This is a genomic window from Streptomyces sp. NPDC020845, from assembly GCF_044334165.1.
Taxonomy (GTDB): Bacteria; Actinomycetota; Actinomycetes; order Streptomycetales; family Streptomycetaceae; genus Streptomyces.
This window is the reverse complement of sequence record NZ_JBIRSJ010000007.1, coordinates 272,279-291,030: the sequence shown is the minus strand read 5'-3', so window position 1 is coordinate 291,030 and position 18,752 is coordinate 272,279. Positions and strand designations below refer to the sequence as shown.

The 18,752-nt window shown below is 73.2% G+C and carries 13 protein-coding genes and 1 tRNA gene; 8 read left to right on the top strand and 6 right to left on the bottom strand.

Annotation, left to right across the window (positions count from 1 at the left end):
- Positions 1-13 precede the first annotated feature (13 nt).
- Positions 14-86 (bottom strand) — tRNA-Arg (locus tag ACH4U7_RS19835).
- Between the two features lie 388 nt (positions 87-474).
- Between ACH4U7_RS19835 and ACH4U7_RS19830 the strand changes: the two genes are divergently transcribed.
- The 7 genes from ACH4U7_RS19830 to ACH4U7_RS19800 all read left to right on the top strand — a co-directional run bounded on the left by ACH4U7_RS19830 (position 475) and on the right by ACH4U7_RS19800 (position 9,899).
- Positions 475-2,193 carry a dynamin family protein gene (locus ACH4U7_RS19830; RefSeq protein WP_398529417.1) on the top strand — a complete coding sequence of 573 codons (1,719 nt, stop codon included), beginning with the start codon at positions 475-477 and terminating at the stop codon, positions 2,191-2,193.
- Positions 2,190-4,373, top strand: a complete 2,184-nt coding sequence (locus ACH4U7_RS19825; RefSeq protein WP_398529167.1) for a GTPase — start codon at positions 2,190-2,192, stop codon at positions 4,371-4,373. The genes ACH4U7_RS19830 and ACH4U7_RS19825 overlap by 4 nt, the downstream gene beginning before the upstream one ends.
- Positions 4,374-4,488: 115 nt before the next feature.
- A complete protein-coding gene (locus ACH4U7_RS19820; RefSeq protein WP_398529416.1) occupies positions 4,489-5,085 on the top strand; it encodes a single-stranded DNA-binding protein in 597 nt (198 codons plus the stop codon).
- A 204-nt stretch (positions 5,086-5,289) separates the two neighbouring features.
- Positions 5,290-6,690, top strand: coding sequence for a Cys-Gln thioester bond-forming surface protein (locus ACH4U7_RS19815; protein WP_398529166.1), 1,401 nt, complete (start codon positions 5,290-5,292; stop codon positions 6,688-6,690).
- Positions 6,691-6,946: 256 nt separating this feature from the next.
- Positions 6,947-8,611 carry an energy-dependent translational throttle protein EttA gene (ettA, locus tag ACH4U7_RS19810; RefSeq protein WP_385610859.1) on the top strand — a complete coding sequence of 555 codons (1,665 nt, stop codon included), beginning with the start codon at positions 6,947-6,949 and terminating at the stop codon, positions 8,609-8,611.
- A gap of 2 nt (positions 8,612-8,613) precedes the next feature.
- Positions 8,614-9,105, top strand: coding sequence for an acyl-CoA thioesterase (locus ACH4U7_RS19805; RefSeq protein ID WP_398529165.1), 492 nt, complete (start codon positions 8,614-8,616; stop codon positions 9,103-9,105).
- The gene (locus ACH4U7_RS19800; RefSeq protein ID WP_398529164.1) at positions 9,102-9,899 is read left to right on the top strand and encodes a hypothetical protein; all 798 of its coding nucleotides are present in this window, start codon (positions 9,102-9,104) and stop codon (positions 9,897-9,899) included. The genes ACH4U7_RS19805 and ACH4U7_RS19800 overlap by 4 nt, the downstream gene beginning before the upstream one ends.
- Before the next feature lie 58 nt (positions 9,900-9,957).
- Here the strand turns inward: ACH4U7_RS19800 and ACH4U7_RS19795 are convergent, their stop codons facing one another.
- Positions 9,958-10,362: a globin gene (locus ACH4U7_RS19795; protein WP_398529163.1), complete on the bottom strand. Its 405-nt coding sequence runs from the start codon at positions 10,360-10,362 to the stop codon at positions 9,958-9,960.
- Between the two features lie 80 nt (positions 10,363-10,442).
- Here ACH4U7_RS19795 and ACH4U7_RS19790 point away from each other — a divergent pair, with 80 nt between their 5' ends.
- Positions 10,443-11,492, top strand: a complete 1,050-nt coding sequence (locus ACH4U7_RS19790) for a methyltransferase domain-containing protein (protein WP_398529162.1) — start codon at positions 10,443-10,445, stop codon at positions 11,490-11,492.
- A gap of 452 nt (positions 11,493-11,944) precedes the next feature.
- Here the strand turns inward: ACH4U7_RS19790 and ACH4U7_RS19785 are convergent, their stop codons facing one another.
- The 4 genes from ACH4U7_RS19785 to ACH4U7_RS19770 form a co-directional block, all read right to left on the bottom strand.
- On the bottom strand, positions 11,945-13,255 hold the full coding sequence (locus ACH4U7_RS19785; protein WP_398529161.1) for an FHA domain-containing protein: 1,311 nt from the start codon (positions 13,253-13,255) through the stop codon (positions 11,945-11,947).
- A gap of 71 nt (positions 13,256-13,326) precedes the next feature.
- Positions 13,327-14,727, bottom strand: coding sequence for a VWA domain-containing protein (locus ACH4U7_RS19780; RefSeq protein WP_398529160.1), 1,401 nt, complete (start codon positions 14,725-14,727; stop codon positions 13,327-13,329).
- 63 nt (positions 14,728-14,790) lie between these two features.
- Positions 14,791-16,149: a PP2C family serine/threonine-protein phosphatase gene (locus tag ACH4U7_RS19775; protein ID WP_398529159.1), complete on the bottom strand. Its 1,359-nt coding sequence runs from the start codon at positions 16,147-16,149 to the stop codon at positions 14,791-14,793.
- Positions 16,150-16,152: 3 nt separating this feature from the next.
- Complete coding sequence (locus ACH4U7_RS19770) at positions 16,153-18,639, bottom strand: tetratricopeptide repeat protein (RefSeq protein ID WP_398529415.1); 2,487 nt, start codon at positions 18,637-18,639, stop codon at positions 16,153-16,155.
- Positions 18,640-18,752: the final 113 nt, after the last annotated feature.

The window sequence follows — 18,752 nt, the reverse complement described above, 5'->3', positions numbered from 1 at the left end:
GAGAGGTGGAGAGCGCCCCCGGCAGGACTCGAACCTGCGGCCAAGTGCTTAGAAGGCACCTGCTCTATCCACTGAGCTACGGGGGCCGGACGGTGGATCACGCAACTGCTGAGCCCCCGGGTGCCTGCGGTTCCGACGGTGCGGGGCCGTGGTGCCGGTGGCCGGGCTCGGCGGATCCGTGACCTTGCCGGGGACAAGGATAGGGCTCCGTGCGCCTCGCCCCGGTTGCTTCACCTCCGTGGCACGTTGTGGAGGTTCGGTGAAGCGGTTTGATAATCGCAGGCAGGTGCGAATCCCGCATCGTTTTTCACGCCTCAGAGGGCGGGTGTTGTCTACTCGTTATGCCCGCGCCCCAGTCGCCACGCCCGCCCCTTGGTCAATCTGGGGTAATCCGGGTGGGTCTGTTTGACGCGCGCGAGCGGGCATACGCTTCAAAAAGACCTCAAAAGCGGGCATTCTTCACCCGTGGCGATCTTGGACGTACGGCCCCGACTGCTCGACGCTCTGACCGCACTGCGCGATCGCGTCGATGCCGCACGGTTTCCGCTCCCCCTTCCCGGCGCCGACCGCGCTCGCCGTGGCCGCGCCGAACTGCTCGCCCAACTGGATGACTACCTCGTGCCCCGGCTGCGTGCCCCCCAAGCGCCCTTGCTGGCGGTCATCGGCGGATCCACCGGCGCCGGGAAATCCACGCTCGTCAACTCGCTCGTCGGCCGCCGCGTCACCGAGGCCGGGGTGCTGCGCCCGACCACGCGCACGCCGGTGCTCGTCTGCCATCCGGAGGACCGCCAGTGGTTCACCGGACAGCGGGTGCTGCCGCAGCTGACCCGGGTGTGGGTGCCCGCGCAGGGCGAGCGGGCCGAGGGCGGGTACGACGACGAGGCGTACGAGGGGGCGGCGTACGAGGGGGCGGCATACGAACAGGGGGCGTACGAGCAGGGGGCGCACGACGGTGCGGCATACGCGGGCGCGGCGCGCGATGAGCCGGACAAGGGGGCGCGGTCGGCGGCCGGGGCGCTGCGCGTCGAGACCGACCCCGGGCTCGCGCGCGGGCTCGCGCTCCTCGACGCGCCGGACATCGACTCCCTCGTCGCCCGCAATCGCGACCTCGCCGCCGAGCTGATCTGCGCCGCCGACATCTGGGTGCTGGTGACCACCGCCACCCGCTACGCCGACGCCGTGCCCTGGCATCTGCTGCGCACCGCCAAGGAGTACGACGTCACCCTCGTCACCGTCCTGGACCGGGTGCCCCACCAGGTCGCCGCCGAGGTCTCCCGCCAGTACGCGGCGCTGCTCACGGCCGCCGGGCTGGGGGACGTGCCCCGGTTCACCATCCCCGAGCTCCCCGAGTCCGCGGGCGGCGGCAGCGGGCTGCTGCCCGGCACGGCCGTCGCGGCACTGCGCGACTGGCTCACCCGGCACGCCCAGGACCCGGTCGCCCGCCACGCCGCCGCCGAGCGGACCGCCGCCGGGGTGATCGCCTCGCTGCGCGCCCGGATGCCCGCCCTTGCCGGAGCGGCGGCCGCCCAGCACGCGGCGGCGGTGCGGCTGGTGCAGCACGTGGCGGGCGCATACGAGGAGGCGGCCGAGCGGATGCGGCGCGAACTGGCCGGCGGGGCGGCGCTCGCGGGGGGCGCGCTCACCCATTGGCACGGCAGGCCGTACGACAGCACGCCCGAAGAACTCCTCACCGCCCTCGCCGACTCCCTCGCCACCCTGCTGCGCAGCGTCACCGCCGCCGCCGACGAACGGGTCGCGGAGGCGGGGCGGCGCGACCCCGCCGCGCGCGCCGGGCTCGCGCCGTGCGACGCGCGTGGCGCCGGGGAGCGGATCGGCGTGGCCGTAAGGCGCTGGCGGCGCTGTGTCGAGGAGCTTGCCGAGGAGGAGGTGGCCGCCCGGGCCGCCGAGGGCGGCGCCGGCTGTGCCCCCGACGAGGCCGCCGCGCTGCTGGTGGCATCCCTGATCGGCGGGCGCCGCACCCGTACGGCGGGTGAGCGGCTGGCCGAGACGCTGGGCGCGCACGGGGCGCTGCGCCTGGGCGACCGCGGTCGGCGGCTGCTCGACGACTGCGTCGGACGGGTCCTGGCGGCGGAGCGCGACCGGCGGCTGGCCCCGCTCGACGCCCTCGACGTCACCCCGGACCACCAGGTCCGGCTCATCGCCGCGCTGTCCGTACTGCAGAAGGAGAGGTGACGGTCGTGACGGCCACTGCGACGTCCGAGCCGGAAAGCGCGCCCCCTCAGGAGAGCGTCGCCCGCAAGCCCGCACCGTCCCGGCAGACATGGGACGACGGCCTGATCGCGCGCCGGGTGGTGGGCCGGCGGCCCGGACCGCCCGTCGTGGCGGAGGGGCGGGGGAGTGGGCCGGCGGGGGAGACGAACCGCGGCGAGGGGTACGGCCAGGGGCGCGAAGGGACGAACGGCGGAGGGTATGGCGGGGCGTACGGCGAAGGGGGCGGCCAGGCGTACGGCGACTCGTACCGCGAGAGGTATGGCGAGGGGGACGGCGCGCGCGACGGCGGGTACGCCGGGGCGCACGGCGGCACGGCGCGCGAGCCGTACACGCCGGCGTACGAGCACGGCGGCCGCGGCTTTGTCACCGGCGCCCTGCGGCCGCGCCTCGACGCGCTGCGCGAGCTGGTCGGGCTGTCCCGCACCCGGCTGGACGGGCGCACCCTCGGCGAGGCAGGGCGGGTGCTCGACGAGGCCGTCGCGCGGGGGCGGCATCCGCTCGGACATACCGTCGTGGCCCTCGCCGGGGCCACCGGAAGCGGCAAGTCCACCCTCTTCAACGCCCTGGCCGGGGCGTATGTGTCCGAGGCCGGTATCCGCCGCCCCACCACCGCCACCCCCCTCGCCTGCGCCTGGACCGACCACGCCGACGGCCTGCTCGACCGGCTGGACATCCCGCACCGGGACCGCCGCCGCCCCGCCTATCCGTACGACCCGACGCTGCGCGGGCTCGTCCTGATCGATCTGCCCGACCACGACTCGGCGGCCCCGGGGCACCGCGAACGGGTGGAGCGGCTGCTCGGGCTGGTCGACGCGGTGGTGTGGGTGGTGGATCCGGAGAAGTACGCGGACGCGGTGCTGCACGAGCGCTATCTGCGCCCGCTGGCCGGATACGCCGAGGTGACCTTCGTCGTGCTCAACCAGGTGGACCGGCTGCCCGGCGAGGCCGCCGACCAGGTGCTGGACGATCTGCGGCGACTGCTGGACGAGGACGGGCTCGCGCTGGGCGAGCACGGGGAGCCGGGGGCGACCGTCCTCGCGCTGTCCGCGGTGACCGGCGCCGGCATCGGGGAGCTGCGGGAGGCCCTGGGCCGGCTCACCGCCGAATGCGGGGCGGCGGAGCGGCGGCTGGCGGCGGACGTGGACGGCGCGATGGAGCGGCTGCGCCCGCAGTACGTGGCGGACGGGGCGCCGGTCGGCTTCTCCGCGCGGGCCCGGGCGGAGTTCGAGGAGCGGCTGGCGGACGCGGCGGGCGCGGTGGCGGCCGGTCAGGCGGCGGAGCGCGCCTGGCTGCGCGACGCGCGGTGGGCGTGCGGAACGCCCTGGGGGCGGCTGGGGCAGCGGAGGCGGGCGGGGGCCGTGTGGTCGTGGGAGCGAGACGGGGTGGGCGGGGGGAACAGAGGTGTGGGCGGGGGGAACAGAGGTGTGGGCGGGGGGAGCAGAGGTGTGGGCGGGGGGAGCACAGGTGTGGGCGGGGAGAGCGGTGGCGCGGCCGGGGGACGGGCCGGGACGGCGCTGGAGATCCCGGGGGCGAGGGCGAAGGCGGCGGCGGTGGCCGCGGTCACCGCCCGGCCCGCGGTGGAGGAGGCGGTACGGGCCTTGGCGGACGAGGCGACGGCGGGGCTGCCCGCGCCCTGGGCGCAGGCCGTACGGGAGGCGGCGGCATGGGGCGGCAAGGGGCTGCCGGACGCGGTGGACGAGGCGGTGGCCGCGACGGCGGAGCGTCGGCTGTCCCGGCCCGTGTGGTGGTCGGTGGTGGCCGCGGCGCAAGTCTCGCTGGCGGCGGTGTTGTTGGTGGGGGTGGCGGGTCTGCTGGCGGTGGTGTCCGGGGTGTTCGGCGGTGTGGCGTGGTGGCTGCCGGCGCTGCCGGCCGCGGCGGCCGGGGTCGGCGGTCCGGCGCTGGCCTGGGGGTGCGGGCTGGCGGCCCGGGGGCCCGCACGGCGCTACGGGCTGGCGGCGGAGCAGCGGCTTCGAGAGGTGGCCGCCGAGTGCGGGCGGACGCAGGTGCTGGAGCCGGTGACGGCGGAGCTGGCGCGCTACCGGGAGGTGCGGAAGCAGTACGTGATCGCGGCGGGCGGGGCCGTGGCGGGCGGGCTCGGTTCACCCGGCCGGGGGGCCGAGTTGTCCACAACCAGGGAGTAGCCCACAGGCCCCGGCGGGCTTGCGCGATCGCGTGCAGCATGAAGGCGGAAGGGGACGCGAGCGTGGAGAAGTGACGGGGGAGGCGGCTCGGTTGAACGAGACCTGGCTGACGGTGATGGGCAATACCGCGACGCGGCCGGACTATTGGGAGACGGCGGCCGGTGTCGCGGTGGCCCGGTTCCGGCTGGCGGTGACGGCGCGGCGCTGGGACCGGGCGCGGGAAGCGTGGATGGACGCGTACACGAGCTTCTACACGGTCTGGGCCTGGCGGGGGCTCGCGGTCAATGTGGCGGCGTCGGTCTCGCTCGGCGAACCGCTGGTCGTGCACGGCACGTTACGGGTGCGGGAGCGGACGGAAGAGCGGCAGGGGGATCGGCCGGGGGGCCGGCCGGGGGATCGGCGGGGAGAGCCGCGCGGCGGGTGGCCGGGCGAGCGGCCGACGGAGCGCCCCGGGGCGGAGCGACCGGGGACGGGGCAGCCGGGGGCTGATCGGCAGGGGGCGGAGCGACCTGGGGATCAGCTGCGGGATCGGCCCAGGGACCAACCAGGGGAGTGGCAGCGGGAGGACGGCGGCGGGGCCAGGCGGTGGATCACCGCGGATATCGACGCGGTGGCGGTCGGACACGATCTGGTGCGGGGTACATCCGCGTTTCGCCGGGTCTCGCGGGCTAAACCCCTTTTAAACGTACCGACCGGGACAACATCCCCGTGACTCTCGGGGATTTATCGATAAAGCCAGGTCAGAGGCGATGGTGTGATGAGATAACGATTTCGATTCGGATCGGTTGGGCCTTGGTATTCCTGGGGAACGGGACGAGGGTTCTCCCTAGGATCCCTGGTGCCAACGGGGGCTTCTGAGTTTTGAGTTCGCTGGCGAGGCGCACCCACAGACTGGCGCTCGCCCGAAGGGGAAACCATGATTTCTGTAAAGAGGCGGGGCGTTGCTCGCCTTGCCGCCGCTGTCCTGGCCTCGGGCCTGGTCGCGGCGGGTGCGATAGTCACGGCCGGCACCGCCGCAGCGGACGATGCGCCTCCGAGCCAGGGCGGCGCCACCGCCACGCTCAGCGGTCTCAAGACCTTTGACCAGGCCGTCATCCACGACAAGGGCAAGGACCAGAAGGTCGGCGCCGGCCTGTTCGAGATGGCGGTCGACAACGGCGGCACCATCCAGACCTACTGCATCGACCTCCACAACCCGACGCAGAGCAAGGCGAAGTACGAGGAGAAGTCCTGGAGCGCCACATCGCTGGCGCACAACACCAACGCGGGCAAGATCAACTGGATCCTGCAGAACTCCTACCCGCAGGTCAATGACCTCTCCGCGCTCGCTGCCAAGGCGGACTCCGGCCCCCTGACGGAGAAGACCGCGGCCGCCGGCACCCAGGTCGCCATCTGGCGCTTCTCGGACGGCGCTGACGTCGACGCGGTCGACCCCGCGGCCGAGAAGCTGGCCGACTACCTCGAGAAGAGCGCGCAGAGCCTCGAGGAGCCCAAGGCGTCGCTGACCCTGGACCCGCCCGCGGTCTCCGGCAAGTCCGGTGAGCGCCTGGGCCCGATCAAGGTCCACACCAACGGGGACAGCGTCACGGTCACCCCGGGTGACACCGCCGCCTCTGGTGTCAAGGTCGTCGACAAGGACGGCAAGACGGTCACCAGCGCCGCCGACGGCAGCGAGCTCTACTTCGACGTGCCGGCCGGTGCCGCCGACGGCAGCGCCACGCTGACCGCCCAGGCCGCCACCAAGGTCCCGGTCGGCCGCGCGTTCGCCAGCGCCACCAAGAGCCAGACCCAGATCCTGGCCGGCTCCAGCGAGTCCACCGTCTCCGCCACCGCCACCGCGGACTGGGCGAAGAAGGGCCCGATCCCGGCGCTGTCCGCCGAGAAGAACTGCGCCAAGGGCGGCGTGGACATCACCGCGACGAACAAGGGCGACGAGGCGTTCACCTTCGAGCTCCTCGGCGAGAAGCACACCATCGAGGCCGGCAAGTCCGAGACCGTCACCGCCCCGGTGAAGGAGGACCAGGCCTACAAGTTCACGATCACCGGTCCGAACGGCTTCGAGAAGACCTTCTCCGGCGTGCTGGACTGCAAGACCGCGAGCACCGGCGGCGGCAGCGGTGACGAGACCCCGTCCTCGCAGCCGAGCCCGGCGTCGGCCGGCGGCAGCAGCGCGGACAGCAGCGGCGGCGACCTCGCCGAGACCGGCAGCAGCAGCAACACCCCGATCATCGCGGGTGTCGCCGTGGCGCTCGTCGTGATCGGTGGCGGCGCGGTCTTCTTCGTCCGCAAGAAGAAGGCGGCTCCGGCGGGTGAGTGATCGCTGACCCGAAGTAATCGCTGAAAGGGCCGGGGCCTCGGATGAGGCTCCGGCCCTTCCGTATGGGTTGGGCGACTGGGATGGGGAACTGTGATGGGCGACTCGTAAGCGGTGGGGAATGGGTTTCCGTCGCGAGCTTGGCGTACGGCAAGATGGGGTGTATCTGACGACGCGGCGCAGCCGCATGCCGATCCACGGGCGGCGAACCTCGTGGTAAGACCGCACTTCGATACCTACGATTGCCGGACGGTTTCTCTTGGCTGAGTACATCTACACCATGCGCAAGACGCGCAAGGCTCACGGCGACAAGGTGATCCTCGACGATGTCACGCTGAGCTTCCTGCCCGGCGCCAAGATCGGTGTCGTGGGTCCCAACGGCGCCGGTAAGTCGACGGTGCTGAAGATCATGGCCGGCCTGGAGCAGCCGTCCAACGGGGACGCCTTCCTCTCGCCCGGGTACAGCGTCGGCATCCTGCTCCAGGAGCCCCCGCTGGACGAGACCAAGACCGTGCTGGAGAACGTCCAGGACGGCGTGGCGGTCATCAAGGGCAAGCTCGACCGCTTCAACGAGATCGCCGAGCAGATGGCGACCGACTACTCCGACGCGCTGCTGGAGGAGATGGGCAAGCTCCAGGAGGAGCTGGACCACGCCAACGCCTGGGACCTGGACGCCCAGCTGGAGCAGGCGATGGACGCCCTCGGCTGCCCGCCCGGTGACTGGCCGGTCACCAACCTCTCCGGTGGTGAGAAGCGCCGCGTCGCCCTGTGCAAGCTGCTGCTCGAGGCGCCCGACCTGCTGCTGCTCGACGAGCCCACCAACCACCTGGACGCCGAGTCCGTGCAGTGGCTGGAGCAGCACCTCGCCCAGTACGCCGGCACCGTCGTCGCCATCACCCACGACCGGTACTTCCTGGACAACGTCGCCGAGTGGATCCTGGAGCTCGACCGCGGCCGCGCCATCGGCTACCAGGGCAACTACTCCACCTACCTGGAGACCAAGCAGACCCGGCTGAAGGTCGAGGGCCAGAAGGACGCCAAGCGGCAGAAGCGCCTGAAGGAAGAGCTGGAGTGGGTCCGCTCCAACGCCAAGGGCCGCCAGGCCAAGTCCAAGGCGCGACTGGCCCGTTACGAGGAGATGGCCGCCGAGGCCGAGAAGACCCGGAAGCTGGACTTCGAGGAGATCCAGATCCCGCCGGGCCCGCGCCTGGGCAATGTCGTGGTCGAGGTGGAGAACCTTTCCAAGGCGTTCGGCGAGAAGGTTCTGATCGACGACCTGTCCTTCACCTTGCCGCGCAACGGCATCGTCGGTGTCATCGGCCCCAACGGCGCGGGCAAGACCACGCTGTTCAAGATGCTCCAGGGCATCGAGATCCCGGACGCGGGCACCATCAAGGTCGGTGAGACGGTCAAGATCTCCTACGTCGACCAGACCCGCGCCAACATCGACCCCAAGAAGACGCTGTGGGCCGTCGTCTCGGATGAGCTGGACTACATCAACGTCGGCCAGGTCGAGATGCCCTCCCGCGCCTACGTGTCCGCGTTCGGCTTCAAGGGCCCGGACCAGCAGAAGCCGGCCGGGGTGCTCTCCGGCGGTGAGCGCAACCGCCTGAACCTCGCGCTGACCCTCAAGCAGGGCGGCAACCTGCTGCTCCTCGACGAGCCGACCAACGACCTCGACGTGGAGACCCTCTCCTCGCTGGAGAACGCGCTGCTGGAGTTCCCCGGCTGCGCCGTGGTCGTCTCCCACGACCGCTGGTTCCTCGACCGCGTCGCGACGCACATCCTCGCGTACGAGGGCGATTCCAAGTGGTTCTGGTTCGAGGGCAACTTCGAGGCGTACGAGAAGAACAAGGTCGACCGCCTCGGTGCGGACGCGGCCCGTCCGCACCGCGCCACCTACAAGAAGCTGACCCGGGGCTGAGTGTGGCCCGCCATATCTACTCCTGCCCCCTGCGCTGGTCCGACATGGACGCGTTCGGCCACGTCAACAACGTGGTCTACCTCCGCTATCTGGAGGAGGCGCGCGTCGACTTCATCTGGCGGCTGGCGCCGGGGGACGGCAGCGGCGCGTTCACCGGCGGCGTGGTGGTCGCCCGGCACGAGATCAGTTACCTCCGGCCGCTCTTCCACCGGCACGCCCCGGTGACCGTCGAGCTGTGGGTGAAGGAGATCGGCGCCGCGTTCATCACGCTCGGGTACGAGGTCAAGGACGAGGAGACCGTGTACGCGCGGGCCTCGACCATGATCGTCCCCTATGACCTGGAGCGCGGCCGTCCGCGCCGTCTCACCTCCGAGGAGGAGGGCTTCCTGGTGAAATACCGGGAAGACGGCGCGGACGACGCCGCCGAGGCGGCTCCCGAGGCCGCTGTGGCGACCGGGCGGGACGAGCAGCCCGAGGGGGCCGTGACCGTATGACGGTGCAGGGGGAGGAGCTGCGCTTCGCCGACCCGGGGGAGGCGGCGGACCTCGCCGCCTTCCTGGCCCGGCTGATCCACTACGACCGGGCCGCGGCGGTGCGGCTGCAGGCGGGCGGCGGAGTGCTCGCCGTCTTCGGCCGCCCGCCGTCCTTCGAAGTGCTCGCCATCCGTACCGCCCGGCTCGCGGCCGACACCGTGCTGGACACGACGGTCTCGGCCGGGCAGTTCGCGGACGCGCTGGACGCGGCGGCACGGCGTAAGGCGGACGGCGCCGGCGCGGCGCCCGACGGCCCGGCCGGCCTGGACGTGGCCGTACCCGACCCGGTCACCGGCCCGCCATGGGCCGGGCTGCTGCCGCCGCGCGGCGGCTGGCGCCGGGTGGCCGGTCTGCCGGGCGTGGCCGAGGTGCGCGGGGCGGTCGCCTCGGCCGTCGCCGAGTTCCGCGCCCGGGACGCGGCGCTGCCCGAGGAGCGGCGCACCCGCGCCGAGCGGGACCGCATCGGCCGCGAGATCTGGTCCCGGACGCTCGGCGAGACCGGCCTCCCACTGCGCGCCGTACACGCCGCGCAATCACTGGGTTTTCTGCGCCAGGCCCGCACCCCGGAGCCGATCGCCGCGGCCGTGGCGCCCGGCCCGCCGGGCGGCGGCGCGACGGCGCTCACCCCCGAGCCCGAGCAGCTTGCGCTGCTCGCCGCGGGCGGCTGGCTGCGGCTGCGCACGCCGTACGGCTCGATAGCGGTGCGCAAGACGGGGCTGCCGGGGCTCTCGGGCCTGTCGGTGAGCCCCGCCTGACCGCCGCCCGGCCCCGTCCGAGCCGCCCGAGCGGGGCGGCTGTGGGAGGGCGGCGGGGTCAGCCTGCGGTGTTGACCATGGACGCGGCCGCGTAGGTGAGGTAGTCCCACAGCTGCCGCTCGAGCTCGGGTGCCAGTTCCAGCTCGTCCACGGCGTCGCGCATATGACGCAGCCAGGCGTCGTGAGCCTCGCGGTTCACGGTGAAGGGCGCATGGCGCATGCGCAGCCGCGGGTGGCCGCGGTTCTCGCTGTAGGTGCGCGGGCCGCCCCAGTACTGCATGAGGAAGAGCCGCAGCCGCTCCTCGGCCGGGCCCAGGTCCTCCTCGGGGTACATGGGCCGCAGCAGCGGATCCTCGGCTACGCCCTGGTAGAAACGGTGCACCAGGCGCCGGAAGGTCTCCTCGCCGCCGACCTGTTCGTAGAACGTCTGTTCCTGAAGCGTGCCGCGCGGAATCTCTGTCACCCCACCATGCTCTCAGACAGTCGGAATGAGGACTCCGGACGTAGGTCGCGATGGGAGCGCGGGCGCAGGACAGTGGAGTCATGGGCAGCACGCGCACGGGCAGGCGCGGCGCGGATGGCGCGGACCGGAAGTCCGATCCGTACGCCGCGACGGCCGCGACGCTGCGTGCCGCCCTGGTCCGGGAGATCGCCGAGGGCGGTGGGCTGACCGACCCGGCGTGGCGGGAGGCGTTCGAGGAGGTGCCGCGCCATGTGTTCGTCCCCCGTTACTACGAGGCGGGCGAGCCGAGCACATCCGGCGGGACGGCGCTCTACGAGCGGCTGGGGCGGCACGACGCCGACCCAGCGCGGCGGGCGCGCTGGCTGGCCGGGGTGTACTCCGACGCGCCCCTGGCGACGCGGGTGCGCGACGGCGAGCTCGTCTCCTCCAGCAGCCAGCCGTCGCTGATGGCGCGGATGCTGGAGGCCCTGGCGGTGCGGGACGGGGACAGTGTGCTGGAGATCGGCACCGGCACCGGCTACAACGCGGCGCTGCTCGCGCACCGGCTCGGCGAGGACCGGGTCACGACCGTCGACATCGACCCGGACATCACCGACACCGCCCGCGACCACCTGGCCGCGGCCGGATACCAGCCGACGGTCGTCACCGGGGACGGAGCGCTCGGCTGCCCCTCGCGCGCCCCCTTCGACCGGATCATCGCCACCTGCGCCGTGACCGCCCTGCCGCCCGCCTGGCTGGACCAGTGCCGGTGCGGCGCGCTGATCCTGGCGCCGCTCGCCACCGGGCTGATCGCGCTGTGGGTCGCCGACGCCGAGCACGGCGAGGGGCGCTTCCTGACCACCCCCGCGTACTTCGTCCCGCTGCGCGGGAGCGAGCCCCGGCCCCCGGTCCGTACGAAGGGACTGCCGACCGAGCCACTGCTGGAAGACTCCTTCCGCTTTCTGCTGAACGTGGTCACGGCGTGGCTCGACCCGCTGGAGGCCCTCGCACTGTGGGAGCACGAGGGCCGGCCGGGGCGGGAGCGCTACGGCGTGACGGTGCGCGAGCAGCGGCAGTGGGCGTGGCTGGACGACCCGGAGGGCGCGTACGCCTGGCCGCTGGGGCCCGCCCACGCCGAACGGATTCACTGAACGGGCCTGTTGAACGGGTCGGCTGAAGAGCTCCCAGGTGTTCCGCAATTCGCCGACCCGGCGAGCTAGTACGGTCGGCGATGGCCGAGAAGACGGCCTGCGTGAGTCAACCGCGTGAGGTGCTGACCACCGGCTCGCCGGTACAACACCTGCGGCAGCCCGCTGAACCGCGGGCCTCTGCTCACCGGATTCCGGACAAGCTCCGAGCAACCCCAGGGGGCACCTCCCATGCCGAAGGCTATGGGGGTCTTGGCTGAGGCCGCCCGAGGCCCGGAGGCCCTGGCCAGTGAGCCAGCGGCCGTCCGGGCCCGCCGGGAACGCCAGATTGACCGACAGCAGATGTGAGCGGATGTTCCGCCCCGAATCTATGCAGGGTGCGCCTCCGGTGGCGGGCTGTCGGCCGAAGAAGTCGGCCGGTCGCCCGCCACCGGGCTGTGTCGCGTCAGTCGGGCCTATCCCCGGCGTACGGTGATCGTCGTCCAGGCCCCGACGTGGACGCGGTCACCGTCCTGGAGGGGGATCGGGACGTACGGCTGGATCGGGTCCTCTCCGCCGTTGATCGTGGTGCCGTTCGTCGAGTCCTGGTCGACGACCGCCCAGCCGCCGTCCGGCTGCTGGACGAGGACCGCGTGCTGGTGGGAGACCCCGGGGTCCTCCGGCGGGCGCGCCAGGTCGATATCGGGCGACTCGCCGGTGCTGTGGCGGCGGCGGCCGATGGTGATCTGCGGCCCGGTGAGCGGGAGCTGCTGCTCGGGAGAGTAGGCCGGGAGGTTCAGACCGGCCGCCTCCGGGCCGCTGCGGTGCATCATCGCCATGAAGTACTCACGGTCCGGGCCGACGAACGCGACCCACCCCGCGGGGGCCGCGGGCCCGGGAGGACCTGGAGGGCTGCCCTGGGTGAAGTGGGCGGGTGGCCCCTGGTGCGGTCCGGGCGCCGGGGCGCCCGGGTAGTCGCCGCCGCCGAAGGCGGGCCCGGGCGGGGCCGGGGCCTGGGGCGGTTGCGGCTGCCCGTACGGCGACGGGGGTGCGGGAGCGTTCGGCGGCGCGGCGGGCCCCGCGGCGTTCGGCGGCTGCAGCGTCCAGTCGTCGTCGCTGAAGGACGGGCCCGGGGGCTGCTGCATCGGCGGCGAGGGCAGCAGCGGCTCGCCAGGGCCCGGGTGGCCCGGCTGCGGCGGGCCCGCCGGGTAGCCGCCCTGGCCCGGACCCCCGTGGGGCCCCTGCGGCGGGAACGGCTGCGGCTGCGGAGGATGCGGCGGCTGGAAGCCGCCGGACCCGGGCGGGGGCGGCGGGGCGTACGAGGTGGGCGACTGGGTCAGGAAGTTGTAGCGGCACTCCTCGCAGAACGGTGCCTGCGCCTCACGGGGCGTACGGCACTGAGGGCACAGCTCCGCCTGGAAGGTGGGGTCCGGCGGCTGCGGGGCGGGCGCCGGGTAGCCGTAGCCCCCGGGCGGACCCTGGAATCCCTGGGCGTCCGGCGGCTGCGGGGCGGGCGCCGGATAGCCGTAGCCCCCGGGCGGCCCCTGGGGCCCCGGGGCGCCCGGCGGTGGCGACCCGCCGGGGAAGCCCATGCCGTCCGGGGCACCGGGACCTCCCGGGCCCGCGGGGCCCGGAGCGCTTCCCGGGAACCCGGGCGGGCCGGGCATCGGCGGTGGCGGAGGCGGGGGGACGGCGCCCGTGGGCACGGGTGTCCCCGACATCCGGTGGCCACACACCTCGCACCAGTCGTCGGCCGCTGATTGGTGGCCGTTAGGGCAGGTCGGCATGTCGGTGTTCCCCCTCTTGTGCCGTTCTCGGCGCTTACTGCCGTTTTGCGTGCTTGTCGCGTTACTTCTTGTTACCTTTTGACGCGAACTGTCTTGGTGGAGCGCGTTTCGAGAGTCATCTCATCCGCCTCCGCGACCTTCGCTTTCAGTCGCACAGTACCTGTCGCCACATCGACGACGTCCACCACCTTCGCAAGCAGTTTCGCCGTGTCCTCGTTCCCCGAGGCGTTCGCCAGCTGGACGGCACGCCCCAGCTTGGCCGTTGCTCCGTCCGTATCGCCCGCTTTGCGGGCATCCAGGCCCTGTTGGATGGCCTGTGCCAGTTCTGCCTGGCCCGTATAGTGCGCGACCTGCGGATTTATTGCGGTGGAGGCGGCCATGTCCTCCGTCCACACGGCCCGCACCAACCCCTGGGCGAGCGTGGCCGGGAGCCCGGCGTGCTGCGGATCGCGCCGCGGATCGTGTTGCGGCAGTACGAGGGAGACGCGGGCGGCCAGCATCTCCTGCCCGACGTCGGCCGCGGGCACCCGCACACACAGGTGGTAGTCGCGGGACTCGTCGCCCCAGGAGCCCGTCGGATAGTCGCCGGCCCGCGCTCCGGCCTCGGTACGCCGGTCGGTCAGGTCCTCGACCGCGGGCGCCACCTGCTTGACGAACGCCACCTCGGCGCCCACCGGGGTCCACACCCGCAGGCTCACGTCCGCGATCTCCTTGCCCATCGCGGCGTCCATCATGCGCGTGAAGTCCGCGGCCAGATGGGAGGGGTCTGCCACGATATCGGCCGTGCCGAGCAGCGCGGAGGCGATGCCCGTGACCTCCTTGACCTCCCAGTCCGTGCCCACCCCGCGCGCATCGCAGGTGAAGCGGCCCGCGCACGCATCCAGCGCGGCCCGCAGCTCCCCCGGCTCCTCGTGCTCGTTGCGGCCGTCGGTCAGCAGGATGCCGTGCCGGATCGGCGCATCGGCCGACGCCAGCAGCCGGTCGGCGAGGCGCAGCCAGGTGCCGATCGCCGTGCCGCCGTCGGCGCTCAGCCCGCGCAGCGCGTCCTTCGCCCGGGCCCGGGTGGCCGGGTCGGCGGTCGCCAGCCGGCCCCCGCCCGGGAAGATCTCCTCCGCTTTGTGGGTGCCGGCGACCACCGCGAAGGCGACGCCGTCGCGGATGGCGTCGATCGCGGCGGCGGTCGCGTCCCGCGCGTTGCGCATCTTCTCCGGCGGATAGTCCATGGAGCCGGAGCAGTCGACCATGATGACCACGGCCGCGCCGCCGCTCTGGTCCCGGGGCTGGGCGCCGCCCAGGTCCCGGGGCTCGGCGGGCGCCGGGATCGCCGGGATGGGCATCCCCCCGGTGGTGCCGCCGCCGGTGGAGGTGACCGTGACGATCGCGTTCACCTCGCGGCCGCCCTCGGGAAGGTACTCGTTCTGGTAGACCTCGGCCGAGAACCGCGGCACGGTGGACTTGGCGAAGTTGGCCATCAGATCCGCTCCTTGGGCTTCAACCGCTCCTGGGCTCAGACCGCTCCTCAGGCCGTCCGGAGATCAGCCGGATCCTGCCCCGCCCGGCTCCGCGGGGAACGGCAGTACGGCCACTGTTACGTTGTCGTGGCCCCCGCCCTCCAGGGCGTGGCCGACCAGAACGCGCGCGCTGTGCATCGGCCGGGCGCGGGCGTCCTGCGGCAGCGCACGGGCCATGTCCTGCGCCGATTCCGCGTAGTTCCACAGGCCGTCGGTGCACACCACCACCACACCCGGCTGGTCCGGCTTGTAGGAAGCGGTGTGCGGCTCCAGCTCATAGGCGTCCGCGCCGAGCCAGCCGGTGATGGCATGGGCCCGCTCGTCCGCGTACGCCTCCGCCTCGGACATCAGACCGGCCGCCACCATCTGGGCCGCCCACGAGTCGTCCTCGGTGAGCCGGGCGGGCGACGCCGAACGGTCGTCGGGCACCCAGTAGGCGCGGCTGTCGCCGATCCAGCCGACGGTCAGAATGCCGGAGGTGACCACCGCGCTGACGATGGTGCAGGCCGGCGCGTTCTGCTGGCGCTGGTGGGGTTCGTCGTGCGCACCCGCCCCGCCCGCCTCCGCCGCGAGGGAGTTCACGGCCTCGGAGGCGGCGACGATCGCCTCGTTCATGGCCGTCTGGGGATGGGCGCCACGGGGGAGCGCGGCGAGCAGCGACTGGCCCGCGGCGCGGGCGGCGGCCGCGGACGCGTCGTCGGGGCGGGTCGCCGAGGAGACCCCGTCGCAGACGACCGCGAGCACGGCCGGTGAACCGTCGGGCAGCGCGGCGGAGGACACGGCGAACGCGTCCTCGTTGCGATGGTGGCGCAGGCCGCGGTCGCTGGCCGCCGCGACGCCCGCCAACTCCCGCTCCATGTGGTCGCGTTCCCGCGGCTGGGCGTGGCCGCAGGAGTCGCAGTATCCGTCCTGGTCGATGGTGCCCTCCCGGCACGCGGCGCACAGGCGGCGACCGCTGTTCGCGTCAGTGTTCGTTCCGATGCCCGGCGTGCCCGGCGTACCCGGTGCAGCAGGCGTATCGGGGGTTGGTTGCTCCCCAGGAGCCGTGGCCCTGGGGTCGGCCGTCGGCCCGTCCGGCGCGGCCGGTACGTCCCAGGCGACCGGGACATCCGAGGCCGCCGGGACATCCGGGCCCGCCGGGGCCGCTGCGGCAGCCGGAGGCACCGGGGCGGGGGCCGGGAGCGGATAGTCCTCCGGCTCCTGCCGCCTGGCCCGCGCCGCTCCGTTCACCGGAGGCGCCGGGCGGTCCGCGGCCACGGCGGCATCCGGCGCGGCCGACGCCAGATCGGCCCCGCACACGCCGCAGAAGTTGTCACCCGACTCCAGCGGCTCTTCACAGGTCGGGCAGGCTGCCACTCCAGGCAGCCGCGGCATCTGCGACATCGATCACACCCACGTCCTGGGGCGGAAACGGTTGGCCCGCTCCACCAGTTCGATCCTTTCCTCGCCGCGCTGCGCAAGCCTGGCGAGCACCCGGTACGAGCGTTCCAAGCCGAAGCGCAGTCCCCGCTCGTCCAGACTGCTGCTGAGCAGGGACGGCCGGGCGCCGCCCGGCGGCGCGCCGCTGCTGCCGGACAGTACCCAATCCAGGGCGCTGCCCAGTACTTCCGTGCACAGCCGCTCGTACCGCACCGCGTCCAGGCCCAAGTGGCCCAGCCGCTCGACCTGTTGGGCCGAGGCCGTCAGATCGGCCAGCAGCGGCTCATGCGCGGCGCGCTGCCGCAGCCGGGCCCGCACCGCCGCGACCCGGGCCGCCGTGTAGTGAATGGACGACTCCGGTACGGACTCGAGAGCGGCCACCGCCCCCGCACGGTCCCCGGCGTACAACAGCACCCGGGCGAGCCCGAAGGCGGCGCTCACATGGTTCGGATCGGTCGTCCACACCAGCCGGTAGTACTCCGCCGCATTGTCCAACTGGCCGAGCACTTCGGCGCACACACCCAGCGCCAGCTTCGGCGCGGGCTCGCCGGGAAACGCGTCGTAGACGGCGTCGAAGGACAGGGCCGCGGTCTCGTTGTCCCCGGTCGCCAGCGCGTGCAGGCCCCGGTACCAGACGATCCGCCAGTCGTCGGGATGGCCGGCCTCCAGACCGTCCAGCGCGATCCCCGCCTCCCGTGCGTGGCCCAGCTCCAACTGCGCGCGGATACGGCGCAGCCGCAGCTCCAGCGAATCGGCGGGGGCCGCCCGCAGCGCCGCGTGCAGCTCGGTCGGGGCGGAGGCCAGCAGCCCGGCGAGAAACCCGGCGTTGGCGTCGTCCGGATCCACCAGCGGCACCGGCAGCGCCAGGGCGGTGGCGCGGGCGTCCAGCGGCGCGATCGCGGGCAGCGGCAGGGCGAGCACGCCCTGAGGGCGGGGCGGAGCGGCGGCCGCCCGGCCCCGGCCGGCGCGGGCCCCGAGCGCCGACGCGTCCTGCCCCTGCTCGGCGAACAACTGGGTGTCCACCACCCGCGGCTCGGGCCCGAACAGCGTCGACAGCGCCGGCCGGGGCCGCCCCGTCTGCAGCGCCACGACCTCCCGCAACACACCCGTCAGCTGATCGGCCATCTCCTGCGCCGAACCGAACCGGCGGTTCGGATCGGGGTCGGTGGCCCGCACCAGCAGCCGGTAGAACGACTCGTAACGCTGGAAGACCTCGATGTTCCCCGGGTCGGGCAGGCTGTCCGCGAAGACATTCGTATAACCCTGGAAGTCGAAGGTCAGCACGGCCAGCGTGCGCGCCACCGTATACAGATCCGAGGCGACCGTCGGGCCCAGCTCCGAAACCTCGGGGGCCTGATAGCCGACCGTGCCGTAGATCGGGCTGTCCTCGTCGTCCATCCGCCGCACCGCGCCCATGTCGATGAGCTTCAGCTGGTCCTGCTGCTGGATGGCGTTGTCGACCTTGAAGTCGCAGTAGAGCAGATTGCGGCTGTGCAGATGGCCCAGGGCCTCCAGGGCCTCGATACCGTACGCACACGCCTGCTCGACCGGCAGCGGATCGCGCCTGCCGTCCGGCGCGCGGCGGGAGTTGGCGATGTCCTTCAGCGACTTGCCGCCGACGTACTCCATCACGATGTAGCCGTCGAGGCTGCCGGTGCGCTGATCGAGATGCTCGACGAAGTTGTAGATGCGGACGATGTTGGAATGCTCGATCTCGGCGAGGAACCGGCGCTCCGACACCGCGACCGACAGCGCCTCCTCGTCCCCCGTGTCCAGCAGGCCCTTGAGGACCACCCAGCGGTCGGACACCGCCCGGTCGATGGCCAGATAGATCCAGCCGAGACCGCCGTGGGCCAGACAGCCCGCCACCTCGTACTGGCCGTGCACGATATCGCCAGGGCTCAGCTTGGGCACGAAGGAATACGGATGACCGCACTTGGTGCAGAACCCCTCGGTGCGGCCCGGCCGATCGCCGCGGGCGCGCCCCACCGGCGCCCCGCAGTCGCTCCGGCTGCAGAACCGCTTGCGCTCCGGCACCTCCGGATTGGCCAGCACCGCCATACGCGGGTCGGTGCGCGGTACCTCGTCCACGCTGACCAGGCCCGCGCCCAGGCGGCTGCGCCCGGAGCGGGCCACGGCGGAGGAGCGGGAACTGCGCACCGACACCGAACGCGAGGACGACCGCCCCGACCCCAGCGAACGGGACAGCCGCCCGGACACCGAACGCCGGGACGAGGCGGACCGCGACGACGGGCGCGAGGAGGAACGGGAGCCGGTGCCCGACGAGCCGCTACCCCGGTCGCCGCGCCCCACGCCGGTGATACCGGTGGGCGACGAACCGACCATTCCGTCCCGCGAGACGACCGGGGCCATACCGCACGTGTCGCAGTACAGCTGACCGCCGCCCACATCCTCGTACGATCCACCGCACCCACGCCGCTGACACCTGCCCATACCTGCGACGCTCACGGCGTTTCTCCGTTCGCCCCGCCGCGGCAGCGGCTCATGTCACTGCCGCCCGCGCGGCGCAGAGGCGCGGCCAGCGCGGTCGTGTGCGGCCCGGCGGC